We start from the raw sequence: 26,534 nt of genomic DNA on the forward strand, positions 1-26,534 counted from the left end.
TCTTTTTTGTTTTGAGAACCACAAAAGAAACATTTTAATAGAATTTCAGAAACCTTTTTCTTTTTATTTTACAAATTTAAACAGGCTCTTAAAGTATAACTATTGAAAATTATAATTTAAGAAAATTAGCATTTTGAACTTTTACGCTAAATTTAATATAATCGTTATTAGTATATCCTTTTTTAAGAGTATCAATTTTGATTAATCCTTTAGCACCAGTTCTACCATCAACAAATTCAATAATATCTCCTGTTTTAAGGTCTTCGATATATTGAGCTCCTTTTGTAATACTTTCTAAATCAGAATTTTTAGTAACAGCATCAAAATCTAAAGAAGATTTTTTGAAGTAAAATTTATTTAATTGCTCTTTTGTTAATCCAGAAAATTTATTTATATCAATAAATGTGAATTTATCAGAATATACATTTGTAGAAGCAAAACTTGCCTTTGTTGTATAATAATATCCAAAATCCCAATAAGCTACGTAATCAGCATTGATATTTTTTTCTTGTTCAGTAAAGGTAACTCCTGGTTGAGTAATATCTTTTGTTTGTTGTGTAATTTTATATGTTTTTCCATCTAAAATAGAAACGAAACTTTTTAATTTTCCAGTAGCATCAGGTGCATATAATTGAACTGAATTAGATAATTCCGTAGTAAATTCGGTTACAGCTACATCGCCAATTCCATTTCCTGTATTGATGATAATTGTACCAACAGCTCCCTCATCATATGAATTTTTATGATATGGATTAGAAATATCTCCTTTACTATTTAAGTTAGCAAATCCTCCATGAGTAGTCCATAATTGATATACATAAGTTTGATTATTACCTGTTGGAGCTTTAAAAACAATATCGTAGGTAAAGCCGTCTTTTGCTTCATCACCTAAATTCAAAGAGTTATCATCTTTATTTAATTCAACGGTAATATTCGAAGTTGCAACGTCATATAATTCAGTGGTAGCTCCGTCAAGACTTTGTGTAATGTATAAACGTCTCATTTTGTTTTCAGCCCCTTCAAAATGTACCTTTACAGTTTCAAAACTGTTTGCTGTCGAATTTATTTTTAAAACAGGGTCTAATTTTGTTGCAGTTACATCTAGTTTATATTCTGTACTAGTTTCACCTCCTTCAACTAATCCTGTATCATCTCCACAGCTTGTAAATGTTGTTCCGATTAAAAATGCACTACAGGCGATAAATAATGGTTTCAATAAATTTTTCATTCTTTTTTTTGTTTAAATTATTTTTGATAAAACTATATATTCTTTTTCAAAATATATGCCAAAGAGCTTTATATTTGTGTTAAAACATAAATATTTCTAAATAGTAGAAACATTTTGTGTTTTAAAGTCACATTTTTAGCAAATTTTAACAAAGTAATAAAATGAATAACTTAGTAGAAGAATTACGTTGGCGTGGAATGATTCACGACATGATGCCAGGAACTGAAGAGCAATTACTAAAAGAAATGACGGCAGCATATATTGGTTTTGACCCAACTTCTGATTCGTTACATATTGGAAGTTTAGTACCTATTATATTACTTGTTCATTTAGAAAAAGCAGGGCATAAACCCGTAGCTTTAGTAGGTGGCGCAACAGGAATGATTGGTGATCCGTCAGGAAAATCAGACGAACGTAATTTATTAAACGAAGAAGCATTAGCCAAAAATGTAGCAGGAATTCAACGAACTTTAGCACGTTTTTTAAATTTTGAAAGTACTGCTAAAAACGCTCCTTTATTAGTAAATAATTATGATTGGATGAAAGATTTCTCCTTCATCGAATTTGCTAGAGATGTAGGGAAACGAATTACCGTAAACTACATGATGGGAAAAGAATCTGTTAAAAAAAGAATTTCAGGTGATACTACCGGAGGGATGAGTTTTACCGAATTTACCTACCAATTAATTCAGGGATACGATTTTTATCATTTATATAAAAACCACAACTGTTTATTACAAATGGGAGGTTCTGATCAATGGGGAAACATTACTACAGGAACAGAATTAGTTCGTAGAATGCATGTTGGTGAAGAGGCAAAAGCCTACGCAATGACTTGCCCATTAATTACCAAAGCCGATGGTTCAAAATTTGGGAAATCAGAAGGCGGAAATGTATGGTTAGATGCCGATAAAACATCCGTTTATAAATTTTACCAGTTTTGGTTAAATACTTCGGATGAAGATGCGGCTAAATATATTAAGATATTTACATTTTTAGATCAGCAAACTATTGCCGATTTAATTGAAAAACATCAAGAAGTACCACACGAAAGAGCGCTTCAAAAAACATTGGCTAACGCAGTTACTACTTTTGTGCATTCGCAAGAAGAATTAGAAAAAGCTATTGCAGCGTCAAATATTTTATTTGGAAAATCAACAGCGGATGATTTAAAAAGTTTAGATGAACAAACTTTTTTAGATGTGTTTGATGGTGTGCCACAAGCCGAAGTTTCTAAAGATGATATTCAAGTAGGTTTATCAATGATTGATGCTTTATCAGGAAAAACAAGCTTTTTAAAATCGAACGGAGATGCTAAAAGAGCTTTAAAAGAAAATGCTGTTTCAGTAAATAAAGAAAAGGTAAAAGAAGATTTTTTAATTACATCCAAAGATTTAATAGCCGATAAATACGTGTTATTACAACGTGGAAAAAAGAGCTATTTTTTATTAAAAGTTCTTTAATTAAGAAGCAATTTTTATATCAAAAGTTAAAGGGCATCGCTTACAGTTGATGCCTTTTTTTTGGTACTTATTACAACACCTAGTTTTAGGTTTTATACAACTAGAAGAGCAAACACTACTACAAGAAGTTGCTGTAAGTACTTTTGCTACCACTTTTGGCTGTATTGGAATAATCGGCGTTAATTTCTTAACATCCTTATTTTGAGTGTAAAATATAATCATTTTGCTGTAATTTCGCTGCAAATGTAATAATTATTTAGAACAAATAAAAATAATATTATATTCTCTAAAAAATGTAGTAAAAAAAATACTTAAACTATATTTGCTCTTTCTATTTTAAAAACACGTTTTGTTACAAAAATTAAGTATCTATTTTTTTATTTTATTGTATCTGGTAGCTATGTTGCGCCCAGTGGCTCCGTTTGTGGAGTATGCAATAAATTATGATTATATTTCTAAAGTTTTGTGTATTAATAAAGACAAGCCTGAACTTGCCTGTAATGGTAAATGTCAATTAATGTTAAAAATAGAACAGCAGCAGCAAGACGATTTTGAATCGCTTCAAATTGTTCTTAAAGATTATCCGATAGGTTTTATAGAATTGGTTAATTTACCAAAAAACACTTTAACAGCTTATCATAAAAAAGCATTATTTACCTACAATCAAACATATTCTTATCTGTTTGAAAATGCTACATTTCATCCACCCAACACTTCTTTTTTATATCGGTTAGCCTAATTTATACTTGTGTTTTTAACATAGGTTTTATAGGCTGTTTATTAAATTTTTTAAAATATAATTTTCTGATGACTTAAAAAAGTTCATCAGAATGTAAACACGTATAAAATGAATAAAATTTTAAGTTTAGTTGCAGCAGCAACACTATTAGTATCTGTATCATGTAGTAATAATGATGATGAATTAGCATTAAAAGGAAAAAACGATATTTCAGTTGAATTTGACCATGCAATGGCCGACGGCGATTTTATATTAGGAACTACCTATACTTTAAATGATGAAAAAATAACCCCTGATGCTTTAGATTATATTGTAGGGAATTTTACATTAACTAACGAAGAAGGAAAAGAAGTAGCAGTACCAGGTTTTTATATTATTAGTGAAGGTGGCGGTACAAAAGTGAAAAATTTAAAAGTTGATTTAAAAGATGTTCCTGCTGGGAAATATACCAAAATGAAATTTGGAATCGGTGTTGATAAAAAAACATATTTAAACCACGAAGAAACGTATAAAGCAGATAAATCAGGTGATAATATTGACCTTTGGGTAGCTGCAAGAAAATACGGTTTAACTTGGAGTTGGACAGCAGGTTATAAAAATTTAGCTTTTGAAGGTTCTTTTACTTCTCAAACGAATAAAGAAGAAACAGGCTATGCTGTACACCTTGCAAACACTGTTTTATATCAAGAAATAACCTTAGCAATTGAACATGTTGCGGTATCTGAAGAAAATGCACCTCAAGTACATTTAAAAGTAGATGTTTCTAAAACTTTAGCAGGAAAAAACACTATAAAATTATCAGAACAAAGTAGTATTATGGGCGGTGTAAAAGCAGGGAAGATATTTGACAATTTATTAGACCATATGTTTACTGTAGATCACGTACATAATTCAGGAGCGCACCATTAATTAGCGCCTTGTAAAATATATATTTATCAACCTCATCGATTAAAAAATTGATGAGGTTTCTAAAATGTTTTTATGAAAAAAACACTGTTTTTTTTTAGTTTCTTATTGATGTTATCATGTAAAGAAGCAGAAGCACCTTATGTGAAAATTCCATTAGTTTTTGAAAAACCTGCTAATTTCCCCGACTTAGCATATAATTTAGAGGCAAACCCACCAACCGAAAAAGGTTTTGAATTGGGTAAAAAGCTATTTTATGAAGGTAAATTATCTTCGGATGGAACTATTTCATGTGGTTTTTGTCATCTGCAAGCAAATGCGTTTACACATCACGGGCATCAATTTAGCCATGGTATTGATGATCAGCAAGGGGTTCGAAATACGCCACCTATTCAAAATGCCGCTTTTTTAAAGCAGTTTATGGCAGATGGCGCCACCGATAACCTTAATCGTTTTTCGATATTACCAATAACAAATCCTGTTGAAATGAATGAAACAATAGGAGGCGTTTTAGATAAATTAAAAGCCGATAACGAATATCAGAAATTATTTGAACAGGCTTTTGATGATGGTAAAATTAACATGTCAAACATGCTTAAAGCCTTATCGCAGTTTATGATGATGCTAGTTTCTTCAAATTCTAAATATGATAAATATGTACGAAATGAAGAAGGTGGAAATTTTACAGCTCAAGAAAAAAAAGGATTAGCGAGCTTTAAACAAAAGTGTGCTTCTTGTCATCAAACAGATTTATTTACAGACGATTCTTTTCGAAATAATGGTTTGGCGGAACATCCGATATTGAAAGATTTAGGAAGGGCTAAGGTTACTTTAGATGAAAAAGACAATTTTAAGTTTAAAGTGCCAAGTTTACGAAACATCGCCTTAACAAAACCATATATGCACGACGGGCGTTTTTATACCCTAAAAAGAGTGCTTGATTTTTATAGCAACGATGTTCAAAATACGCCAAATTTAGATCCTATTTTAAAACATTCAGACGGACGCTTAGGAATTGCATTATCCGAAGAAGAAAAAGAAAATATTCTTGTCTTTTTAAACACATTAACCGATTTAGAATTTATAACCGATGAACGTTTTTCAGAATAAAATTATACTAACAATAGCAGTCTTAAGTATTGCAATACAAGGTTTTTCAAATACGATATTTCCAAAGTCATACAAAGCTTTTTTAGAAGAAGAATGTGATGCCTGCGGATGTAGTAATAACGGTGGAAGCCTAGGAATGGGCGGAATTATCGACAATAATTTTGTAGGGGTTCGGTATTTGTATCAACAATATGAATCAAAAGATGGAATTTTTACAGATTCGTCTAAAATTGATGAATCTTTTAATACTATTCAGCTTTGGTCAAGAATTCCTGTGGCTACAAATTTAGAATTGCAGGTATTTGTGCCGTATCATGCGCATCATAGAAATTATGTCGATAAAACAACAAATATAACGGGCTTAGGCGATATTACACTGCTTTCAAATTATACGATTCTTGATAAAAAACAAGGTGATTATAACGAGAAAACCGAAAAAACATCGATGGTAAATCATGTTGTAAAAGTGGGTGTTGGTGTAAAGCTTCCTACAGGAAAATATACCCAAGAAATTAACAATTCAACAAACCCAAGTTTTCAATTAGGAACCGGTAGTGTTGATTATATGTCGAACCTACAGTATGTTTTTAAATATAATGATTTTGGTGTAACAAATTACCTAAGTTATTATTATAAAAACACGAATAATAAAAAATACCGTTTTGGGAATCAATTTAATTTTAATAGCACGCTTTTTTACGTTTTAAAAGATACTAAAAAGAATGTATTTATTCCATCATTAGGAATTTCAGGAGAGTTTTACAGTGTTAACAAACAATTTAACATGGAGGTAAAAGGTTCTGACGGACACGCCTTGTTTTCGAGTATTGGCTTGGAATATAATACCAATAAAATAACTTTTGGAGCATCAGGAATGTATCCAATAAATCAAAATTTAGCACAAGCAAAGGTGGAAGTAAAATTCCGAACAAGCTTATACTTAAACTATAACTTTTAAAAAATAGTTACAAAATTATAATCATGAAAAAAATAGTACTAATCCTAGTAATAGCATTTCTTATGCCTATTTCTAAGAATTTTGCACAACAAAAAAATCAACAAAATCAGCAAAAAATATATAAAAAATATCAAGGAAAAATTATTGATAAAAATAATAATCCAATAGTTGGAGCTACTATTATTTCTATAGATAATAAAAATATAGGAACCGCCTCAAATTTAAATGGCGATTTCTCTATCAAATTAACAAGCTTAAAAAATCAGAAAAATGTAAAAGTAAACATTACAAGTGTCGGCTATCAAACAAAAATTGTAACACTTTTAAATAAGTTAAACACAATTCAATTAGTAGAAGATTTAGAAAGTTTAGAAGAAGTTATTGTTTCGGCTTCTCGTGAAGCTCAAAAACGTAAATATATTCCTGCGGCAATTGGTTTGGTTACTGAAAAAGATATTGAAGAGTCTAAGGCTTTTGGAATTGAGCAATTGGTAAATCAGGTTCCTGGGGTGTATATGAGTACTTCAATGGCGGCAAGTAACGAGCAACATATGATGGCAATTCGTACGCCAATATCAACAAAATCGTTGTTTTTATACTTGGAAGATGGCTTGCCAATCCGCCCTGTTGCAGTGTTTAATCATAATGCGTTGTTAGAAATGAACAGTACTGCTTTTGGTCGGGTAGAAGTGGTAAAAGGACCTGCATCGAGTATTTACGGAAGTGAAGCAATTGGAGGAAGTATTAATTTTATCACTAAAAATCCTAGAAAAGAATTTGGCGGTTCGTTTGCGATGGAAGCAAATACTTTGGGCTTACAAAAAGTACAAGCAGAAGTATCTACAACGGCTTTAGACAAGCATGGTTTTTACCTAGGAGTTCATAAGGTGCGCCGTGTAAATGGTTTGCTTGAACATTCTGATTATGAGAAATTTGCTATTACCTTTAAAAATGTAAATGATTTTTCTGAAACGTTACGTTGGACAAATACCGTTTCTTTTATCGATTTTCGTTCTGATATGGGGTCAAGCTCTTTATCCGAAGAAAATTATTTGGCAGGAAAATATAAGAGTAATCATACGTTTGCTGAAAGAGAAGCAACGGCATTGCGTTTTCGTACGACTTTAGATAAAACATGGAACGACAGCAATAAAACGTCTTTTAATTTTATCTACAGAAATAATGAAATGAATCAAATCCCTTCTTACAGAATGTCAACAAGAAGTGATTTTGGTGAAATTAATTCGAATAAATTTACCAGTGCAGTAGCGTTGGTTCAACATAAATTAGATTTTAATTTTGCAGATGCTTCTTTAATTGTAGGAGGTACGGTTGATTATTCGCCACAAGATTATTATGCGAAAAAAATAAAGGTGAATTATGATAAAACCACCAAGAAATTTACGGGTTATCAGCAAACAGACCTATATAAAATGTTTTATCAGGCTGATATTTTAAATTATGCAGGGTATGCACAGTTTGAAATTTCGCCACTAGAAAACTTAAAGGTAACTGCTGCGTTGCGTTATGATGGTTTTAACTATGATTACGATAATAAAGATGAAGGAAAATCGGGTGTAAAAGACCAAAAAGTAAGTTATAATAATGTATCTCCTAAAATAGGAATGAATTTTAATGTTACCAACAATATTGGTTTTTATTCAAATTATTCAAAAGGATTTACACCGCCACAAGTAGGGTCGTTGTTTAGAAATAGTGGTGTTGATGAGGTAGTTTATGCCCTAAAACCTGCCAATTTTGATAATTATGAAGTTGGAGGATATGTAGCTATAAATTCTGATATAAAATTAGATGTTACCGCCTACAGATTAGATGGTAAAAACAGGCTGGTTACCACTTCGGATGCTAGTGGAAATTATTTAAAGCAAAACGCAGGAAAAACACGTTCGCAAGGAATTGAGTTAGGGGTTAATTGGAAAATTTTAAACAATTTAACTTTTGATTATAATGCAAGTTACGCTACACATAAATATCTGGAGTTTTACAAGGCTGTAAAAGATAAAAAAACAAAGGCATATTCAAAAATTGATCATTCAAATACCGATATGCCAACGGCACCAAATTATATTGCTTCGATGTCGTTAAAATATACGCCAATCGATAATTTGTTAGTAACATTTCAGCACGAACAAATAGGAGCGTATAATACGAGTCTTGAAAATGAAGCTATTATAGCAAAGGATGCTTCAGGAAATAAAATAATGGGAACAAGTACTTATGATGGGCATCAGATTTTTAATTTGAAGGCAAATTATACCTACAAAAAATTTGATGTTTGGGCACAGGGCTTAAATATTTTTGACACGTTATATTCAACAAGGGCTTCTTATAGATATGGAAGTACAAAATATGGTGTAGGTGCTCCAAGAGCATTTCATTTTGGGGTGAAGTACAACTTTTAATATTCCGTTTAATATCAAATTTTTAAAATAAAAAGTCTTTTTACTCCCTTTTTATTTTTTTAATAACTAAAGTAAAAAGACTTTTAAAATTTTATAAAATGAAAAATAGAAAACTAAATCAATGGCTTTGGAAATGGCATTTTATTGCTGGGCTTATTTCCTTGCCTTTTATATTGATGTTATCGATAACTGGTGCTGTTTATTTGTTCAATCCTGATGTACAAAGTAATGCAATTGCGAAAATTCAAAACATTCAAGAGGTTGAAACTTTGCAAACAACACCAATTTCGTATCAACAACAGTGGGAGAATGCTATTAAAAAATTAAAAAAGAAACCAAATTCAATGGTTATTAATGATAATCCTCAAAAAGCTACGGAATTTGTAGTTGGAAGGTTTAGTCATAAAAAAACTGTTTTTATAAATCAATATACAGGCGAAGTTTCAGGAATGTTTTCGCCTAAAACTTCGTGGATGTATTCTATAAGAAAATTACACGGCGAATTATTAGCAGGAAAAGTAGGAACATTACTTATTGAATTAATTGCCAGTTGGATGGTGGTTTTAATTATAACAGGAGTATATATTTGGTTTCCATTTTCTAATTTTAAAGATTTAAAAGGGCTTTTTACAATTCGATGTAATCAAGGAAAAAGAACTTTATTTAGAGATTTACACGCTGTTACAGGTTTTTGGATGTCGATTTTATTATTACTCGTTTTAGCGGGAGGTTTGCCGTGGACAGATGTTTTTGGAAGTAATTTTAAATGGGTTCAAAAAGTAAGCAATACAGGATTTCCTAAAACATGGAGCGGACGTGGTTTAATATCCGAAGTAAAAAATAAAGAAACTATAAAGATAAAAACCTTATCAATAGATGAAATGGTTGCCATTACAAATCAGCAAAAATTACAAGGAGTAATTAGCATTGGTTTGCCAAAATCAGCAAAAAGTACGTTTAGTGTTTCGAATAAAACATTTCCTTTAGATGCTCAGAAAAAGTTACATTTTAATCAGTATTCAGGTGAATTAATTAAAGAGCATACTTGGAGTGATGTCGGTTTTTTAATGCGTGGAAGAATGTGGGTAATGGCATTTCATCAAGGGCAGTTTGGTGGCTGGAATTGGTGGCTAATGTTTGGCGTTGCTATCGGTTTAACAATAATGACAATTGCGGGTTTATTTTCGTACTTATCAAGAAAACAAAAAGGAAGTTGGGGCGTTCCAAAAGTATCATCTCAATTTAAAGTAGGCAAACTGATTGTTTTTATACTTGTTTTATTAGGGGTATTGTTACCAATGTTTGGAGTGAGTTTGTTGTTGATATTTTTATTTGAACAATTATTTAAATTTAAAAAAACGCATTTTTAACAAAAGTATATTTCCTTGTGATATTATTGGAAAACAAAAAACCTCTTTTTAAGAGGTTTTTGTAGTTTATTTAGTCTTTTTTATTTTGAAGCTAATCTTTCAGAAAGAGAATTTGAATTTTCGCCAATTAATTTTGAGGCTATTTCCATTTTGTTTTTCCCGAAATTTTCATCAAATTTTATTCTACTATTCTTAGCTGCATAAGAAACAGTAGTCTTTTTTTTAGATTTTTCTAAAAGATTTTTAATTAAATTTTCCATAAAAGGTGGTTTTAAAACTTTATTATTATCCCTTGAAATATCAAAAATGGTTGCTTTTGTTGTAAAGTGTTATATTTCAATCTGAATATTCACTTTTCCACCAAGTCCCTTTTCTACGATGTCAAATAATGTTTTCAATGTTAAATTACTCCCATTATTTTCAACTCGAGAGATATAGGTTCGTTTTTTATCCACCAAATCTGCTAACTGGCTTTGTGTTAAGTTTTTTTCCTCCCTTGCGTTTCGTAATAAAAGACCTATTTTAAACGATTCAAAATCACGTTCTAATTCATCTCTACGCTCAGTTCCTTTTTCTCCGTAAACATTATTTTTTATGTCTTTCCAGCTTGTCGTGTTCATTTTTATGTGTTTTTTTCTTCGAAATACGAATTCATTAATATTAAAGCCTTTTTGATTTCTTTTTTAGGTGTCTTTTGCGTTTTTTTTTGAAATCCATTTAATAGGATTACAAGTTTTCCTTTGTCGAAAAAACAAAATACCCTCCAAATATTAGAAGCCAATTTTATACGGGCTTCATAAAGTCCATTTGTTCCAACCATTGCTTTTAAATATTGAGTAGGAACTCGCTCGTAAGTTTCAATAATTTCGATGACTTTAAAAATTTTGTCTTGAACTTTTTGAGGCTGATTTAATAGAAATTCTTCAAAATATTTCTGATAAGCAATTACTTTACGCACTTTATTATCCATATCACAAAGGTAACTTAAAAGTTACTATTTGGCAACTTTTTCTGTTTTTGAATGTGTTATTTATGTTTTTAATGGGGTGTAATGGTTGATTTTGTTGTAGCTAGTTTTTATTCATTTTTTTCTAGTGAAGTAATAATTCCACTTTCAACATCTTTAAATAAATTATGATTAATTTCTTTTCCACAATTACACTTATATTCACCATAACATAACTCCGTCATTAATATCAATTCATGATTGTTTTTACAATATGGTCTTAAATCTAAAATTTTATATCTTTCGTTTTTTACTTTAGCATTGAATTTAAAAAGAAAACTATCTGTTGAATTATTTATATAAACCAAATGTTCATCACCTATTTTCTTTATTGATTTTTTCATCTTTTTCTCACGTTTTGTTTCATTTATAGATTTTTTTCTTATTGCCACTTTTAATATTGAAAATAAAACAATAAACACAATTATTTGCCATAAATGAAATTGATAATCGAGTAAATTCAAAAGTTTACTTGTACTATTTGAAAAATAATCAGTTATACTTTTTAAATTTTCTCCAGCTTTAATATAAGCTCCTATTAATAATAAAATTATAGGAAAAATATAGGTTTTAAATATTTCTTTCAAATTCATATTTTTTTCTAATTACACAAAACAACTAAATAAACAAACAAACCCTTCACAATAAAAGGCACACTTATTTCTGTTTCAAGGGTACTAATATAATTAATCTAAAACACTTTCAATTCATATAGCAAAGAAGTCATTAAGTACTATTCGAACAACTATCTAAAAAATAAAAACTGATTAAGTACGTTGTAAATTTAACAGAAGTATGGGGTATAATTAAGAAATAATTCAAGTAAAGGTTTGTAATTTTGAAAACAGTAATTATAAATTAATCAACTTTAAAATAATTTCAACATGAAAAAAATAATCTTTGTTACAGCAGTTTTAATACTAACAGTATTATTTTCTAATCAACTAAATGCACAAAGTTTTGCAGGATTAGATAAAAGCCCGATGGATGTAGCAGCATACCCTAGTAGTTATCGAATTTCAGATAAATTAGTGAAAGTAGTTTATAGCCGTCCGCAATTAAAAAGAAGAAGCGTTACTAAATTAGCACCTAATGAGAAAGTTTGGAGAACAGGCGCTAATGAAGCTGCTGAAATCACCTTTTATAAAGATGTAAATTTTGGAGGTAAAGAAGTTAAATCAGGAACTTACACGTTATTTACCATTCCTGGAGATAAACAATGGACGGTAATTTTAAGTACCGCCAAAAATGTTTGGGGAGCTTATTCTTATAGTGAATTGGAAGATGTAGTAAGAGTATCAGCAAGTGTATCAACATCAAAAAAATCGATTGAAGCATTTTCAATTGCATTCAACGGACAAGAAAATGATGCAACCATGTATTTAGGATGGGGAAAATTAATCGTATCTGTGCCTGTAAAAGGATAAAAAATTAACAACAATATATAGTGCATTAAATAGGTTTTTAAATCCCCCGATTTTTAAACCTATTTTTTGTTGCTCTATAGTATTATGTTTTTGTTTCGATGGATAAAAAATAAACAAAAATAGTATTTAAAATAAACGTAAATTTGTAGCTTCTTAAACGAAATACAATGCAATATAATCATCAAGAGATAGAAAAGAAATGGCAACAGTTTTGGGCAGATAACCAAACATTTAAAGCCAGTAATGAATCAGAGAAACCTAAATATTATGTGTTAGATATGTTTCCTTATCCTTCAGGAGCGGGGCTACATGTTGGGCATCCTTTAGGATATATTGCATCTGATATTTATGCACGTTATAAGCGTCATAAAGGATTTAACGTATTGCATCCGCAAGGATATGATTCTTTTGGTTTACCAGCAGAACAATACGCAATTCAAACAGGACAACATCCTGCAATTACGACCCAAACAAACATAGAAACCTACCGTAGCCAGTTAGATGCCATCGGTTTTTCTTTCGATTGGTCTCGTGAGGTGAGAACTTCTAGTCCTGAATATTATAAATGGACACAGTGGATTTTTATCCAATTATTTAATTCTTGGTATAATAAAGATTCAGATAAAGCTGAAGATGTTTCAACTTTAATTTCTGTATTTGAAACAAAAGGAAACACATCTGTAAATGCAGTTTCAGAAGAAGATATCGCTGTTTTTTCTGCGGATGATTGGAATGGCTTTTCTGATAAAGAAAAAGAAGCTATTTTATTACAATATCGTTTAACTTATTTATCTGATACCGAAGTAAACTGGTGTCCTGAGTTAGGAACAGTATTGGCAAATGATGAAATTATAAACGGTGTATCAGAACGTGGAGCGCATCCTGTAGTTCGCAAAAAAATGACCCAATGGTCTATGCGAATTTCAGCATATTCACAACGTTTATTAGATGGTTTAGAAAACATCGACTGGCCACAACCTTTAAAAGATAGCCAAACAAATTGGATTGGAAGAAGCCAAGGAGCAATGGTAACTTTTAAAGTAGATGCTTTAGAAGTGGAAGCTGGTGTAAAATTATCATTCAAAGAATTAGAGGCATTAAAAGAAATGCGTTTAAACTTATCAAAGGCTGAAGAAGTACTTTGGAATGAATTAAAAAATAAAAAAGGAGCATCAAAATTTAGAAAAAAATATACTATCGGTACATTTTTAGTAGATTATGTATGTTTAGCAAAAAATATTGTTGTTGAATTTTCTGGTAAAGAAGATGAAGCGGCAAGAACTACGTATTTTGCAAATGAAGGACTTCATATCGTTCGTTTTACAAATGAAGAGGTTTTAGAAAATGTTTTAGGTGTTGTATCTAAAATTAATAATACCATTCAATTTGCAAAACCTCTTGAGAAATCAACAGTTGAGGTAGCAGAAACAGTTGTACAAAACGATTATGTAATAGACGTTTTTACTACAAGACCTGATACTATTTACGGAGTATCTTTTATGACATTAGCTCCAGAACATGAGTTAGTAGCTAAAATTACAAGTGAATCTCAAAAGAAAGCTGTTTATGCGTATATCAAAGCAACGGCAAAGCGTTCTGAAAGAGATAGAATGGCAGATGTAAAAACTATTTCGGGAGTATTTACAGGAGCATATGCTTTACACCCATTTACAGGAAAACAAGTACCAATTTGGATTGGTGATTACGTATTAGTAAACTACGGAACAGGTGCTGTTATGGCAGTTCCTTGTGGTGACCAACGTGATTATGATTTTGCAAAAAACTTCGGATTAGCAATTCCTAATATTTTTGCTGATGTTGATGTTTCTGAAACTGCACATGCAGATAAAGAAGGAACTAAAATTGCAAATTCTGATTTCTTAGATGGTTTATCATATAAAAAAGCCATGAAATTAGCCATTTATGAAATGGAAAAGCAAGGTTTCGGTTTTGGAAAAATAAATTACCGTTTACGTGACGCTGTATTTAGTCGTCAGCGTTATTGGGGAGAGCCTTTTCCAGTTTTTTATAAAGACGGAATGCCACAAATGATTGATGCAAAATACTTGCCAATTGTTTTACCAGAAGTTGAAAAATATTTGCCAACCGAAGATGGAAAACCACCTTTAGGAAATGCGGAGGTTTGGGCTTGGGATACTGATAAAAACGAAGTAGTTTCTAACGATTTAATTAATAACGAAACTGTTTTTAACTTAGAATTAAACACCATGCCAGGTTGGGCAGGAAGTTCTTGGTACTTTAACCGTTATATGGATGCTACAAACGAAGGAGAATTTGTAAGCAAAGAAGCGGCTGATTACTGGAAAGAAATCGATTTATATATTGGAGGTTCTGAACATGCAACAGGACATTTATTATATGCTCGTTTTTGGCAAAAATTCTTGTTCGATAAAGGCGCTTTACCTGTTGATGAATTTGCAAAAAAACTAATCAATCAAGGAATGATTTTAGGAACATCAGCACTTGTTTATGAAGCATTGTTTGATGGTAAAAAACATAATTTATATGTTTCAGCTGATTATTTTCAAGGAGAAAATCAAATAGAAGATACTGAAGCTGATGATAAATTAGGTTCTCGATTACATAAAAAATTAGTCGAAGCAGGTTTAACAGAAGAAACAGAAGAATCTTTAACGTACAGACCAATTCATATTTGTGTAAGTACTTTAGAAGGAGATATCAATGTAAATATTGATAAATTAAAAGCTTGGAGATCAGAATTTGAAACTGCTGAGTTTGTTTTTGGAAGAGATAATCAATTTGTATGTTACAGAGAGGTTGAGAAAATGTCAAAATCTAAATACAATGTTGTAAATCCTGATTTAATTTGTGAAGAATTTGGAGCAGATGCATTACGTTTATTTGAAATGTTTTTAGGTCCTTTAGAACAAACTAAACCTTGGAAAACTTCAGGTATTTCAGGAGTATATTCTTTCTTAAAGAAATTATGGAAATTATATGTTGGCGAAGAAGGAGTTATTATAACCGAAGCTGAACCGACAAAAGAAGAATTTAAAATTTTACATAAAACCATTAAAAAAGTACAAGAAGATATAGAGAATTTCTCTTTTAACACTTCGGTTTCTACTTTTATGATTGCGGTAAATGAGTTAACTGCTTTAAAGTGTAATAAACGTGCTATTTTAGAGCCAATATTAGCTTTAATATCTCCATATGCACCACATATTGCGGAAGAATTATGGAATCAATTAGGGCATGAAGGTTCAATTTCTACCGTTGATTTCCCTGAATTTGATGCCTCTTATTTAGTAGAAAGTTCTAAAAACTACCCAGTTTCTTTTAACGGAAAAATGCGTTTTACTTTAGAGTTAGCATTAGATTTATCAAAAGAAGAAATTGAAAAAATTGTATTAGCAGACGAGCGTACAATTGCGCAATTAAAAGGAGAAGCTCCTAAAAAGATAATTATTGTTCCTGGAAAAATAATTAATCTTGTAGGGTAATTACCTTATAAATAAGTCACTAAATTTTTTATATAAAGCCACAAACGATTAATTGTTTGTGGCTTTATTTTTTAAGCTATTTTTGAATCATAAAAATATATAAAATGAATTTATTTAAAACAATTTCCCTTTTAGTACTACTATCTTTAGCAACAAGCTGTGCTTCAGGCTATAAAACTATTAGTCCTGAAACACTTAATTATATATCAAAAAGTACCGATAAAGGGGTTATTCTTGAATATAAATACGAGTTATTGAAAAAAAAATATCATAAAAAAGAACTTTCAAAAGGTATTCGGTTAATTGCAGTTAAATTGACTAATAATTCTGATAAAGATATTGTTTTTGATAAAGACTTAAAATTAACCTACGACGATGGCGCAGGTTTATATATTATGGAAAATGAAATGGTTTTTAAATCATTAAAACAAAGCGTTGCTTCTTATTTATGGTATTTATTATTAACACCTTTAAGATTTTACACCACCGATTCTAGCAATGGCTACAATCAACAAACAAGCTCAACACCTGTTGGTTTAATTGTAGGGCCAACAATAGCAGGAGGAAATATGATTGCTGCAAATTCGGCAAATAAAAAATTTAAAAAAGAGTTATTCGACTATAATATAACCAATACTACCATTAAAAAAGGCGCAACAGTTTCAGGGTTAATCGGCGTACGATCTGACGGATATCACGCAATTAAACTAGTTGTTTTAGACTAACTTAGCGTTTGTTTTCTAATTTAAATTCTGATAAATAACCCGTTTGTTTATCAGAATTTATAGTTTTAATCATTAATAACGTGTACTAAAAAACAGTAAATGCAAAAATTACCCTTCAAAAGCTCTTGGCTTTTTTTATTAATACCTATCGGAATGATTTATTTTGTATTTGTACCGCAAATTCAAAAGCAATATGAAAGATATAATAAACAGCAAATAACGCTTCAAAATGATATTCGCACTTTAGACTCTTTAAAACACGCCAAAAAACTAAATCGAAAAGGCACACATTTACTTAAAAAACTAGAAATAACTGTGCCTGTTCATCAAAAAGTGTATGGTAAACAAAAATTTCTATATTATAAAACAGGCGGAATGTTACTTGTTTTAGTTTTTATGGGAATCGGTATGCTAGTAACAAGTTATCTATCTAATAGAAAAAAAACATCCTCTAAAAACAAACAAATCGATTTTATTTTTGATGATTTTACGACCGATCAAATAGGACAAACTATTTCGTGGGATGGTTTAGAAAGTTCAGGAAGCAATTTTGCGAGTGAAACATTTAAAAAAACAGCACAAGGTTATAAAATAACAGGAAGTTCATTTACCAAAGTTTTTGCCTGGAGTTTTTTCTTGATAGGATTAAATTATGTCGCTGTTTCATTTTACGAATTTTATCAAACTTCCGATATTCCGCTTACTTTTATGAAAGGCGGAAAATTATTTTTTACATCAGGAGGTGTTTTCTTCATTGTAGGAGTTATTTTATTATTTATGTTTTCGCCAAAAGCATATATATACACTCGAAAAAGAAAAATAATTGTAGGAGCAGAATTATTAACATTTCAGCAAGTACACGCCTTACAGGTTTTAGAGAAATTTATATCAGGCAGCAGTTCTTCGGGAAGTTATTTTTCCTATGAATTGAACTTAATCACTAAAAACGGTGAACGCTATAATTTATTAAATCACGGTGATAAAACCTATATTTTAAGCGATATGCTAAAAATTAGCAAACTCTTAAATGTACCCGTTTGGAATAATGGCGTTGTATAACATCGATTAGATAAACTTTTAGTATTTTACACCAAAAATAGAACCAAAACCTGTGTGTATTTTATCTTGTAATAAACCCAATTTAAATGCTCAATATTTTAATGATGTTCATGAAATATCTACCGATATTTGGGCAGCATTAAACTGTACAAACAACTGGTATTTTCATCCGAAGTACTTAAAAGCATTACAGCAAAATAATTCAAAAATACAATTTGCTTATATTGTTTTGTTTGATGAAAAAAATACAGCAATTGCTTTTGCAACCCTTCAAATAGTCGATTTTTATTTAGACAGCGTTAAAAATGAGATGCAATCTATTGTACATTGGGTAAAATGTATGGGACGAAAATCGGGTTTTTTATCTCCTGAAAAAGCCTTTAAAATACTTACTTGTGGTAATACTTTTGTAAGTGGTGAGCACGGTATTTTTATCAAAAAAAATCAAAAAAGAAATGAAATTATTCCCAAAATAGCCCAAGCTATAACAGAATTTTCTAATTTGAAAATTGAAAACACAGCCGATGCTTTTATGTTAAAAGATTTTGAAAATAAATCATTATTTAGTAAATCGGTATTAAAAGAAAAAAATTATAATTCTTTTAATGTAGATCCTAATATGATTTTACATGTAGCTGAAAATTGGAATTCATTAGATGATTATTTAGCCGCTTTAAAAACAAAATTCAGAGTAAAAGCCAGAAAAGCATTTAAAAATAGTGCTGTTTTAAAAACCGAAGATATTACCGCAGACAGATTAAAAGATTTATTACCTGAAATGACTTTTTTATATAAAACAGTTTCAAGCAAAGCGAGTTTTAATTTAGGCGATTTCAATTTACAAACTTTTCAAACTTTAAAAGATAATTTAGGTGATGCTTATTTTTTAAAAGCCTATTGGTTAGAAGATAAATTAGTTGGTTTTTTATCAGGGATTTTTAATCAAAATTCATTAGATGCTCACTTTGTAGGAATCGATTATCAGAACAATAAAGAGTACGCTATTTATCAGCGAATGTTATACGATTATATTTCTTTAGGAATAGAAAATCAAGTAAAAACCATAAATTTTGGACGAACCGCTAGCGAAATAAAAAGTTCAGTCGGTGCTGTTCCACAAGATTTGACTATTTATTTACGCCACAAAAAAACCATTACAAACAGTATTTTAAGTTTGTTTTTGAAAAAAATTCAACCATCAGAATTTAAACAGCAATATCCTTTTAAAGAAAAAAAAACACTATCAGAACTTAAATTGTAGCTATGAAAAATACAGCAGAATTATTAAGTATATTAACCTTAAAAAATACAGATAACAATAATTTTAAAGGAATAAGTAAAGATATTGGAAGTCCCATTGTATTTGGCGGACAAGTTTTGGCACAGTCTTTAAATGCTGCGTATCGTACGGTTTCAGACCAGCGTATTTTACATTCCTTGCATTCGTATTTTTTAGAAGCAGGAAATTTAGAACTGCCAATTACTTATAATGTACAGGTAATTCGCGATGGCGGAAGTTTTTCAACCCGACGTATAACCGCCTCTCAAAACGATAAAACAATTTTTATATTAGCCTGTTCTTTTCATAAAAAGGAGGAAGGTTATCAGCATCAAAAGCCCATTAAAAAAGACATCAAACAACCTGAAGAATTGTTAAGTTGGTCAGATATGTTGGTTGAATTTGATCATTTTTTGCCCAAAAAATTAAAAGCATTTTTAAGCATTGATCGCCCTATTGATTTTAAACCTGTTCACCTAGCAAACCCGCTCGACTTAAAAAATTTGCCAGCAGTTGTCGATGTTTGGTTCAAATTAAAAGACGCTCCAAGTAATTTAACCTTGGCTTTAAAGCAGCAAATTTTAACCTATATTTCCGACTACAACCTATTAACCGCCTGCTTAAACCCCAATGCGAGCGTTGCTAATTTTGGCAATACACAAATGGCAAGTTTAGACCATTCTATGTGGTTTCACCGTGATTTTGATTTTTCCGATTGGTTATTATTTTCAATCGAAAGCCCTAGTGCATCTGGCGCTCGAGGTTTTGCAACAGGTAATATTTACACCCGAAAAGGCGTTTTAGTGGCATCGGTTGCGCAAGAAGGATTGATGCGTGCAATTAAAAAGAAGGAATCATAAAATCAGAATTATATAAAACAGATTAAAGATTTTTTGAAGCAATTTCCCGCTTTCCGCACTCGCTTTTTTTGTTTGAAAAAAACAAAAAAGAGCTCAAACAAATGCTTCAATCGGGGCTAGGCATTTGTACTTAAAACTAAATTTTATCTAAAAAGAATATAAGATAAAACAGAAATTCAATTCGAATACGTGAATACAGATTTATAGAATCTTCTGCCATATTAACAGACCTCACAGGTTTTTAAAACCTGTGAGGTCTAAGTTTAACTAAAAAACGAAGAGCTTGTTTAAATTTCATCTGAAAAAAAATATAGCAGAAAAATAAGAAATTGCATCGGTCAACCTGAATTTTCCGTAGCCAATTAAAAAAAACGCTAATGAATAAGATATCAATCCTTTTAATTATTTTGACTTTATCATTTAAAATTTCTCTTGGTCAAAATTTTGGCAATTTCCCGAATATTGAGAAACAAAAACTACACAACGATTTAGAGATTCTCTATCAAGGATTGAATAAGTTCCACGCTGGAATGTATTGGTACACACCAAAAGACAGTGTAGATAATGCTTTCAAAAAAGTAAAAACACAAATAAATAAAGATCTGAATGTGCTTGAATTTCATAAACTCATTGCGCCTTTAGTAGGGCTTTCAAGAGAAGATCATACAGATATATATTTACCGAAAAGGGTAAAAGAAAAGATAAATAAAGAAGCTGCTTTTATTCCTTTAACTTTTGTCTTTCTTGGCACAAAACTATATTGTTTCAAAAATGGTTCGAATTATCAAGAGTTGAAAATTGAAGGAAAGGAAATTGAATTGATAAATGGTGAAAAACCTATCGATATTGTTGCGAAAATTGGAAGCTTATTTGCTTCAGATGGTTTTATAAAAACAGTTAAATATAGTGATCTAAAAGGGTTTAATTTCTCTAAATATTATTTTTACCACTACGGAAATATTAAAGATGTAAATATTAAATTTAAAGAATTAGAGCACCTAATAGTTATTAAATCTTTAAAAATTGAAAATATCAACAACCATTTACGTTCAAGAAATTCAAACAATAAAGATGCTAAAGAAAAAGACCTATTAGAGTTTAAAATATTAAATAAAACAACTGCTTATTTAGGACTTCATTCGTTTTCTAATTCTGATATAAAAAAGCAAACTAAAGAAAGAAGTTTGAGTAAATTTTTAGAAAATAGTTTTGAGTCAATTTCAAATAATAATATTACAAATTTAATAATTGATGTAAGCGAAAACGGAGGTGGTAATGAAGGTAATGAAGGAATCGTTTATTCATATTTAGGAGACAATTATCAAAAATATAAGAAAGTCAGGGCAAAAACTCAAAAAGCAGTTCTTGATAATGGTATTGACAAGCCAATAACATTAAAAACATTTGGATTTTTAGAAAGGACATTTGTAAACAAAAAAATGCCAGATGGCTCTTTAGAAAGGAAAAAATGGATTGGATATGGTTTAATGGCGTACAAAAAAGCACCGAAAAACAAATTTACAGGAAAGCTATATGTCATCATCAGTCCAATAACTTATTCTGGTGGAAGTGAATTTAGCAATATGGTTTATTCAAATGATAGAGGGACTTTTGTTGGGCAAGAAACTGGCGGTGGATATTTGGGAAACACAAGTGGTTATAGCCAAGAACTTATTTTACCAAATTCGAAAATTGAAATAGACATTCCTGCTTTACAATTTGTTATGAATGTTGAACAAAAACTTCCTTTTGGAAGTGGGGTAATTCCTGACTATAAAGTTATACCAACTTTTGAGCAATATAATAGTAATGTAAACGCAGCTTTAGAATATATTTTAAAGCAGATTGAAAACAAAAAATAACTGCTAAACTTAAAGTAAAATTCTTTTTTATAAATTCATTACTTACCGAAAGTTTTAGTTTTTTAATACGTCATTAACCATATAGTAAAGGTTAATGCGATGCTGAAATAAATTCAGCATGACGATAAACTTATTTTATATCCTTTAAAAGCAGTTGAATACTGGTATTTCCGTTCCAAGTATTTTCATCTAGTGCGTATGCGATATCAAAATCGTTTTTAATTAAAGGAAGTTTTTTTCCTAAACTAAAACCGATAGCGCTGTATGTTTTTTTATCGGCAGCAGAAATAATATTTAGTTTTAAATGTGTTTTATCAGCACCTACTTGTTTTCCAAAACCATTATCTCTAACGGCAGTTGTTGAAAAAGTCGGCTTTAAATTTAAAGGTCCAAAAGGCGCCATTTGTTGAATAATTCTAAAAAACTTAGGCGATATTTCCGATAAATCTAATTCTGCATCAATACTAATTTCAGGGGTTAATAAATTTTTATCAATAGTTTTAGCAACGACTTCTTCAAATTTATTTTTGAAATTCTCGTATTGTTCTGGTTCTAAAGTTAAACCCGCAGCATATTTATGTCCACCAAATTGTTCAATAAATTCAGCACATTGTTCTAAGGCATTATACACGTCAAATCCTTTTACCGAACGTGCCGAAGCCGCTAATTTATCGCCACTTTTTGTAAAAACTAACGTAGGTCTGTAATAGGTTTCTATCAATCGAGAAGCTACAATTCCGATAACTCCTTTGTGCCAAGTTTCATCAAAAACAACCGAAGTAAATCTTTCAGTTTCATTATTTTCTTCAATTTGAAGTAAAGCTTCTTGGGTGATTTTTTTATCGATTCCTTTTCTATCAGCATTAAATTTTTCAATTGATGAAGCAAATTCAACAGCTGTATCAAAATCCATTTCTGTTAAAAGATTTACGGCATGAATTCCGTGTTTCATTCTTCCTGCGGCATTTATCCGAGGAGCGATGATAAAAACAACATCGGTAATGGTTAATTCTTTTTTATCTAACTGTTCAATAATGGCTTTAATTCCGTTGCGTGGTTTTGTGTTAATAACTTGTAATCCGAAGTAGGTTAAGGTTCTGTTTTCGCCTGTCATCGGTACAATATCGGCAGCAATTGCGGTGGCTACCAAATCTAAATATGGTATTAAATCATCAATAGTTTGCCCTGTTTTTGAGGCTAATGCTTGAATCAATTTAAAACCAACGCCACAACCACATAATTCATCATAAGGATAAAAACAATCTATTTGCTTCGGATTTAAAACAGCAACAGCCTTCGGAATTTCTTTACCTGGTTTATGATGGTCGCAAATAATAAAATCGATGTTTTTATCAGCAGCATAAGCAACTTTATCAATAGCTTTAATTCCACAATCTAAGGCAATAATTAAAGAGAAATCATTGTCATCAGCAAAATCAATTCCCATGTATGAAACGCCGTATCCTTCGGCATATCTGTCAGGAATATAGGTGAAAATGTTTGGGTGAATTGTTTTTAAATAAGAAGAAAGTAACGAAACTGCGGTGGTTCCGTCAACATCATAATCGCCAAAAACCAAAATATTTTCGTTGTTTGCAATCGCTTTTTCAATGCGTTGCACGGCTAAATCCATGTCTTTCATTAAAAAAGGGTCGTGCAAATCATCTAAAGAAGGACGGAAAAACTGTTTTGCTTTATCAAAAGTATCAATATTTCGTTGTACCAAAATTTTAGCCAGCGTTTTTTCAACAGATAATTCTTTAGCTAATTGAGTTACTTTTAATAAATCGGGAGTTTGTTTTAACGTCCAACGCATAGTTTCTGATATTTATTTGTTATTGATTATGAAAATGAGATGTGATTTTTACTTCTGCAAATCTTCGAAACATTTCCATTACACCACAATATTTATCTACAGATAATTGTACTGCTTTATTAATTTTTTCTTCATTTAAATCAGTTCCATAAAAATGATAATCAACAGTAACTATGTGGTAATATTTAGGATGTTCTTGGGTTAACTCGCCAGTAACTTCCATTTTAAGGTCAGTTATTGAAGTTCTCATTTTGTTTAAAAGAGGAATAATATCTAAGCCTGAACAGCCTGCTAATGCCGATAACATCATTGCTTTTGGTCTTAAACCTTCACCTTTTCCACCACTTTCTTCGCCAACATCTATAAAAACTTTATGCCCGCTAGGGTTGTCGGTTTCAAATTGCATGTTTTCTTTCCAAACTGTTGTAACTGTATGCGATGCCATATTTTGTGTATTTTGATACAAGCAAATTTAAGGAAGCGATAATAATACTTGTTCAATATTCGAATAAATTTATCTTAAGAAATTATTTAGAATATTTGTAGAAAATAAAAAGGCGATAAAAATAATTTTATCGCCTTTAATATAGTAGTTAGTGGTTATATTACTTTTTTAATAAGTCTCTAATTTCAGCTAATAAATCTTCTTGGCTTGGTCCTTTTGGAGCTTCAGGAGCTGGTTCTTCCTTTTTCTTTAAAGCGTTCACACCTTTTACAACCATAAACATTACAAAAGCAACGATGATAAAATCAATAATGTTAGTTAAAAATTCACCATAAAGAATCGCAACTTCACCAGTTACTTTTCCTGCTGCATCAGCAACCCCTTCTTTAGCGATGTATTTTAAATCTTTAAAGTCAGCATTAAATAATAACCCGATTAATGGAGATACAATTCCGCCTGTAAAAGAAGTTACTACTTGTTTAAAAGCAGCACCCATAACAAAACCAACAGCAATGTCGACTAAGTTACCTTTCATTGCAAACTCTTTAAATTCCTTAAGCATACTCATGTTTTTTTGATTTAATAGTTAATACTTTGCAATTATAAGTAAAAATTAGTGTTTAACCACTCTTTTTACACGTTGAGATATAGCGGTAAGTGTTTCATACGGAATGGTTTCACATTTATGGGCAATGTATTCGATATGTTGCTGATGGTTAAAAATAATAACTTCATCACCTTCATTGCAATCAATATTGGTTACATCAACCATAATCATATCCATGCAAACATTTCCAATAATAGGCGCTGGTTTATTGTTGATAAAAATAAAGCCTTCTTTTTTACCTAGTTTACGTGAAATTCCATCGGCATGACCAATAGGAATTGTTGCACTACGGGTAGGTTTATTTGCTACAAATGCACGGTTATAGCCAACAGTTTCACCAGGTTGAATAATATGAATTTGCGAAATAATTGATTTTAAAGTATGGGTGTTTTTTAACTGAGCAGTTTCTTTAGGATTATTTCCAAAACCATACAATCCGATGCCAATACGCACCATGTCAAACTGGGCCTGTGGGTAATTAACAACGCCTGAGGTATTTAATATATGAATCATCGGCTTGTAGCCTAAGTGTTCATAAATTTGTTTTACAATATAAGCAAAGTTATTAATTTGTCCGATGGTAAATTCTTGTTCATTCGGGTCTTCACTAGCAGCTAAATGCGAAAAAACAGATTCTACCTTAACATTATTCGATTTTTTTAATTCCGAAATAAGCTTTGGTGTATCGGTATGCCAAAACCCTAATCTATTTAAACCCGTGTTGAATTTAATATGAATAGGATAGTTCATCAGGGGTTTTTGATCTGCTAATTTTAAAAAAGCATCAAATATTTTAAAATTGTACAAGTTTGGTTCTAGCCTATATTTTACAATATCTTCTAAATTTTGAAGCTGCGGATGTAATACTAAAATAGGTGTTTTAATCCCTGCTTCACGTAAAACAATTCCTTCATTTGAATAGGCTACGGCAAAATAATCAACTTTATCTTGTACTAATTTGGCAACTTCTGTGGCTTCACTTCCGTATCCGAAAGCTTTTACAACAGCTAAAATTTTAGTGTCAGGATTTAGTTTTTGCTTAAAAAAAGCAAGATTATGCTCAATTGATTTTGCATCAATTTCTAAAATAGTTACATGATTATTCATCGGATAAATTTTCTTTCTTTTTATGTTGTTCTTGTACTGCTTTGTAATAAGCAGCTCTGCTTAAAGGCTCGTATTCTTGTACTTCACCTAATAAAACAAGGTCATCACTGGCCGCTTTTCGATGACTATAATGTGCTAAGTTACCGGTATGTGTGCAAACAGCATGTACTTTTGTAACATATTCTGCCGTAGCCATTAAAGCGGGCATTGGTCCAAAAGGATTTCCTTTAAAATCCATATCTAAACCTGCCACAATAACTCGAACACCTCTATTGGCTAGTTCATTACAAACAGCAACGATGCCTGAGTCAAAAAATTGTGCTTCATCAATACCAACAACATCAACATTGTTTGCTAGTAATAAGATATTGGAAGAACAAGGAACGGGTGTTGATCTAATTTTGGTCGCATTATGTGAGACTACTTGTTGATTGTCATAACGAGTATCTATAGTTGGTTTAAAAATTTCAACACGTTGTTTTGCAAATTCGGCACGTTTGAGTCTGCGGATTAATTCTTCAGTTTTTCCTGAAAACATTGAACCACATATTACTTCAATCCAACCAAATTGCCCTGTATGATTTACTGTATTTTCGAGAAACATTTTGTATTTTTAGGCGCTAATTATTGATTTTTGTCTTACTTTCGAGTAAAGAACA

25 protein-coding genes are annotated in these 26,534 nt (G+C 30.7%); 15 read left to right on the top strand and 10 right to left on the bottom strand.

The genetic code is table 11. From position 1 onward, the window contains the following. Positions 1-109: 109 nt before the first annotated feature. Complete coding sequence (locus tag AQ1689_RS13005) at positions 110-1,228, bottom strand: hypothetical protein (protein WP_101956374.1); 1,119 nt, start codon at positions 1,226-1,228, stop codon at positions 110-112. 161 nt (positions 1,229-1,389) lie between these two features. Here AQ1689_RS13005 and tyrS point away from each other — a divergent pair, with 161 nt between their 5' ends. From tyrS to AQ1689_RS13045, 8 genes are all read left to right on the top strand, one after another. Further along, positions 1,390-2,691 carry a tyrosine--tRNA ligase gene (tyrS, locus tag AQ1689_RS13010; protein WP_101956375.1) on the top strand — a complete coding sequence of 434 codons (1,302 nt, stop codon included), beginning with the start codon at positions 1,390-1,392 and terminating at the stop codon, positions 2,689-2,691. A 46-nt stretch (positions 2,692-2,737) separates the two neighbouring features. Then, a complete protein-coding gene (locus AQ1689_RS13015; RefSeq protein ID WP_180947600.1) occupies positions 2,738-2,896 on the top strand; it encodes a hypothetical protein in 159 nt (52 codons plus the stop codon). Positions 2,897-3,040: 144 nt separating this feature from the next. After that, on the top strand, positions 3,041-3,430 hold the full coding sequence (locus tag AQ1689_RS13020) for a hypothetical protein (protein WP_145993615.1): 390 nt from the start codon (positions 3,041-3,043) through the stop codon (positions 3,428-3,430). A gap of 108 nt (positions 3,431-3,538) precedes the next feature. Continuing rightward, the gene (locus AQ1689_RS13025) at positions 3,539-4,339 is read left to right on the top strand and encodes an MbnP family protein (RefSeq protein WP_101956376.1); all 801 of its coding nucleotides are present in this window, start codon (positions 3,539-3,541) and stop codon (positions 4,337-4,339) included. A 72-nt stretch (positions 4,340-4,411) separates the two neighbouring features. Beyond that, the gene (locus AQ1689_RS13030; RefSeq protein ID WP_101956377.1) at positions 4,412-5,446 is read left to right on the top strand and encodes a cytochrome-c peroxidase; all 1,035 of its coding nucleotides are present in this window, start codon (positions 4,412-4,414) and stop codon (positions 5,444-5,446) included. Further along, complete coding sequence (locus AQ1689_RS13035; RefSeq protein ID WP_101956378.1) at positions 5,427-6,404, top strand: hypothetical protein; 978 nt, start codon at positions 5,427-5,429, stop codon at positions 6,402-6,404. Before AQ1689_RS13030 ends, AQ1689_RS13035 begins: the two co-directional genes overlap by 20 nt. Before the next feature lie 23 nt (positions 6,405-6,427). Further along, entirely contained in the window at positions 6,428-8,827 is a 2,400-nt protein-coding gene (locus AQ1689_RS13040; RefSeq protein WP_101956379.1) for a TonB-dependent receptor, read from the top strand. 98 nt (positions 8,828-8,925) lie between these two features. Beyond that, positions 8,926-10,197, top strand: coding sequence for a PepSY-associated TM helix domain-containing protein (locus tag AQ1689_RS13045; RefSeq protein ID WP_101956380.1), 1,272 nt, complete (start codon positions 8,926-8,928; stop codon positions 10,195-10,197). An 80-nt stretch (positions 10,198-10,277) separates the two neighbouring features. Here the strand turns inward: AQ1689_RS13045 and AQ1689_RS13050 are convergent, their stop codons facing one another. The 4 genes from AQ1689_RS13050 to AQ1689_RS13065 form a co-directional block, all read right to left on the bottom strand. Further along, entirely contained in the window at positions 10,278-10,457 is a 180-nt protein-coding gene (locus tag AQ1689_RS13050; protein ID WP_101918633.1) for a hypothetical protein, read from the bottom strand. Positions 10,458-10,526: 69 nt separating this feature from the next. After that, positions 10,527-10,817 carry a helix-turn-helix domain-containing protein gene (locus AQ1689_RS13055; RefSeq protein ID WP_101956381.1) on the bottom strand — a complete coding sequence of 97 codons (291 nt, stop codon included), beginning with the start codon at positions 10,815-10,817 and terminating at the stop codon, positions 10,527-10,529. A gap of 2 nt (positions 10,818-10,819) precedes the next feature. Then, on the bottom strand, positions 10,820-11,167 hold the full coding sequence (locus AQ1689_RS13060) for a type II toxin-antitoxin system RelE/ParE family toxin (RefSeq protein WP_101956382.1): 348 nt from the start codon (positions 11,165-11,167) through the stop codon (positions 10,820-10,822). 107 nt (positions 11,168-11,274) lie between these two features. Further along, the gene (locus AQ1689_RS13065; RefSeq protein WP_101956383.1) at positions 11,275-11,796 is read right to left on the bottom strand and encodes a hypothetical protein; all 522 of its coding nucleotides are present in this window, start codon (positions 11,794-11,796) and stop codon (positions 11,275-11,277) included. Between the two features lie 291 nt (positions 11,797-12,087). Here AQ1689_RS13065 and AQ1689_RS13070 point away from each other — a divergent pair, with 291 nt between their 5' ends. From AQ1689_RS13070 to AQ1689_RS13100, 7 genes are all read left to right on the top strand, one after another. Further along, positions 12,088-12,630 carry a DUF2911 domain-containing protein gene (locus AQ1689_RS13070; RefSeq protein WP_101956384.1) on the top strand — a complete coding sequence of 181 codons (543 nt, stop codon included), beginning with the start codon at positions 12,088-12,090 and terminating at the stop codon, positions 12,628-12,630. 167 nt (positions 12,631-12,797) lie between these two features. Beyond that, positions 12,798-16,115 carry a leucine--tRNA ligase gene (locus AQ1689_RS13075; RefSeq protein WP_101956385.1) on the top strand — a complete coding sequence of 1,106 codons (3,318 nt, stop codon included), beginning with the start codon at positions 12,798-12,800 and terminating at the stop codon, positions 16,113-16,115. Positions 16,116-16,219: 104 nt separating this feature from the next. Further along, positions 16,220-16,840 (top strand): hypothetical protein, encoded by a 621-nt coding sequence (locus AQ1689_RS13080; protein WP_101914459.1) that lies wholly within the window; start codon positions 16,220-16,222, stop codon positions 16,838-16,840. 99 nt (positions 16,841-16,939) lie between these two features. Then, entirely contained in the window at positions 16,940-17,899 is a 960-nt protein-coding gene (locus tag AQ1689_RS13085) for a hypothetical protein (RefSeq protein WP_101956386.1), read from the top strand. A 52-nt stretch (positions 17,900-17,951) separates the two neighbouring features. Further along, complete coding sequence (locus AQ1689_RS13090; RefSeq protein ID WP_239759783.1) at positions 17,952-19,160, top strand: GNAT family N-acetyltransferase; 1,209 nt, start codon at positions 17,952-17,954, stop codon at positions 19,158-19,160. A 2-nt stretch (positions 19,161-19,162) separates the two neighbouring features. Next, positions 19,163-20,038, top strand: a complete 876-nt coding sequence (locus AQ1689_RS13095; protein WP_101956387.1) for an acyl-CoA thioesterase — start codon at positions 19,163-19,165, stop codon at positions 20,036-20,038. A gap of 377 nt (positions 20,039-20,415) precedes the next feature. Beyond that, entirely contained in the window at positions 20,416-21,900 is a 1,485-nt protein-coding gene (locus AQ1689_RS13100) for a S41 family peptidase (protein ID WP_101914462.1), read from the top strand. Between the two features lie 130 nt (positions 21,901-22,030). On the opposite strand, the gene recJ is transcribed toward AQ1689_RS13100, so the two are convergent. The 5 genes from recJ to AQ1689_RS13125 form a co-directional block, all read right to left on the bottom strand. After that, positions 22,031-23,716 carry a single-stranded-DNA-specific exonuclease RecJ gene (gene recJ / locus AQ1689_RS13105; RefSeq protein WP_101956388.1) on the bottom strand — a complete coding sequence of 562 codons (1,686 nt, stop codon included), beginning with the start codon at positions 23,714-23,716 and terminating at the stop codon, positions 22,031-22,033. A gap of 19 nt (positions 23,717-23,735) precedes the next feature. Continuing rightward, on the bottom strand, positions 23,736-24,161 hold the full coding sequence (locus AQ1689_RS13110; protein WP_101915574.1) for an OsmC family protein: 426 nt from the start codon (positions 24,159-24,161) through the stop codon (positions 23,736-23,738). 160 nt (positions 24,162-24,321) lie between these two features. Next, entirely contained in the window at positions 24,322-24,723 is a 402-nt protein-coding gene (gene mscL, locus AQ1689_RS13115) for a large-conductance mechanosensitive channel protein MscL (protein WP_198913880.1), read from the bottom strand. Between the two features lie 51 nt (positions 24,724-24,774). Beyond that, the gene (gene alr, locus AQ1689_RS13120; protein ID WP_101956389.1) at positions 24,775-25,875 is read right to left on the bottom strand and encodes an alanine racemase; all 1,101 of its coding nucleotides are present in this window, start codon (positions 25,873-25,875) and stop codon (positions 24,775-24,777) included. Continuing rightward, entirely contained in the window at positions 25,868-26,479 is a 612-nt protein-coding gene (locus AQ1689_RS13125) for a thymidine kinase (protein WP_101915572.1), read from the bottom strand. The genes alr and AQ1689_RS13125 overlap by 8 nt, the downstream gene beginning before the upstream one ends. Between the last annotated feature and the right edge of the window lie 55 nt (positions 26,480-26,534).

Origin of the sequence: Tenacibaculum finnmarkense, assembly GCF_900239185.1 — a bacterium.
In the GTDB taxonomy this organism is placed as follows: domain Bacteria; phylum Bacteroidota; class Bacteroidia; order Flavobacteriales; family Flavobacteriaceae; genus Polaribacter; species Polaribacter finnmarkensis.

Bases quoted from the DNA above. Each gene is read 5' to 3' on its own strand.
- AQ1689_RS13005 (WP_101956374.1), bottom strand. From the start codon at position 1,228: ATGAAAAATTTATTGAAACCATTATTTATCGCCTGTAGTGCATTTTTA.
- tyrS (WP_101956375.1), top strand. From the start codon at position 1,390: ATGAATAACTTAGTAGAAGAATTACGTTGGCGTGGAATGATTCACGAC.
- AQ1689_RS13025 (WP_101956376.1), top strand. From the start codon at position 3,539: ATGAATAAAATTTTAAGTTTAGTTGCAGCAGCAACACTATTAGTATCT.
- AQ1689_RS13030 (WP_101956377.1), top strand. From the start codon at position 4,412: ATGAAAAAAACACTGTTTTTTTTTAGTTTCTTATTGATGTTATCATGT.
- AQ1689_RS13035 (WP_101956378.1), top strand. From the start codon at position 5,427: ATGAACGTTTTTCAGAATAAAATTATACTAACAATAGCAGTCTTAAGT.
- AQ1689_RS13040 (WP_101956379.1), top strand. From the start codon at position 6,428: ATGAAAAAAATAGTACTAATCCTAGTAATAGCATTTCTTATGCCTATT.
- AQ1689_RS13045 (WP_101956380.1), top strand. From the start codon at position 8,926: ATGAAAAATAGAAAACTAAATCAATGGCTTTGGAAATGGCATTTTATT.
- AQ1689_RS13050 (WP_101918633.1), bottom strand. From the start codon at position 10,457: ATGGAAAATTTAATTAAAAATCTTTTAGAAAAATCTAAAAAAAAGACT.
- AQ1689_RS13055 (WP_101956381.1), bottom strand. From the start codon at position 10,817: ATGAACACGACAAGCTGGAAAGACATAAAAAATAATGTTTACGGAGAA.
- AQ1689_RS13060 (WP_101956382.1), bottom strand. From the start codon at position 11,167: ATGGATAATAAAGTGCGTAAAGTAATTGCTTATCAGAAATATTTTGAA.
- AQ1689_RS13065 (WP_101956383.1), bottom strand. From the start codon at position 11,796: ATGAATTTGAAAGAAATATTTAAAACCTATATTTTTCCTATAATTTTA.
- AQ1689_RS13070 (WP_101956384.1), top strand. From the start codon at position 12,088: ATGAAAAAAATAATCTTTGTTACAGCAGTTTTAATACTAACAGTATTA.
- AQ1689_RS13075 (WP_101956385.1), top strand. From the start codon at position 12,798: ATGCAATATAATCATCAAGAGATAGAAAAGAAATGGCAACAGTTTTGG.
- AQ1689_RS13080 (WP_101914459.1), top strand. From the start codon at position 16,220: ATGAATTTATTTAAAACAATTTCCCTTTTAGTACTACTATCTTTAGCA.
- AQ1689_RS13085 (WP_101956386.1), top strand. From the start codon at position 16,940: ATGCAAAAATTACCCTTCAAAAGCTCTTGGCTTTTTTTATTAATACCT.
- AQ1689_RS13095 (WP_101956387.1), top strand. From the start codon at position 19,163: ATGAAAAATACAGCAGAATTATTAAGTATATTAACCTTAAAAAATACA.
- AQ1689_RS13100 (WP_101914462.1), top strand. From the start codon at position 20,416: ATGAATAAGATATCAATCCTTTTAATTATTTTGACTTTATCATTTAAA.
- recJ (WP_101956388.1), bottom strand. From the start codon at position 23,716: ATGCGTTGGACGTTAAAACAAACTCCCGATTTATTAAAAGTAACTCAA.
- AQ1689_RS13110 (WP_101915574.1), bottom strand. From the start codon at position 24,161: ATGGCATCGCATACAGTTACAACAGTTTGGAAAGAAAACATGCAATTT.
- mscL (WP_198913880.1), bottom strand. From the start codon at position 24,723: ATGCTTAAGGAATTTAAAGAGTTTGCAATGAAAGGTAACTTAGTCGAC.
- alr (WP_101956389.1), bottom strand. From the start codon at position 25,875: ATGAATAATCATGTAACTATTTTAGAAATTGATGCAAAATCAATTGAG.
- AQ1689_RS13125 (WP_101915572.1), bottom strand. From the start codon at position 26,479: ATGTTTCTCGAAAATACAGTAAATCATACAGGGCAATTTGGTTGGATT.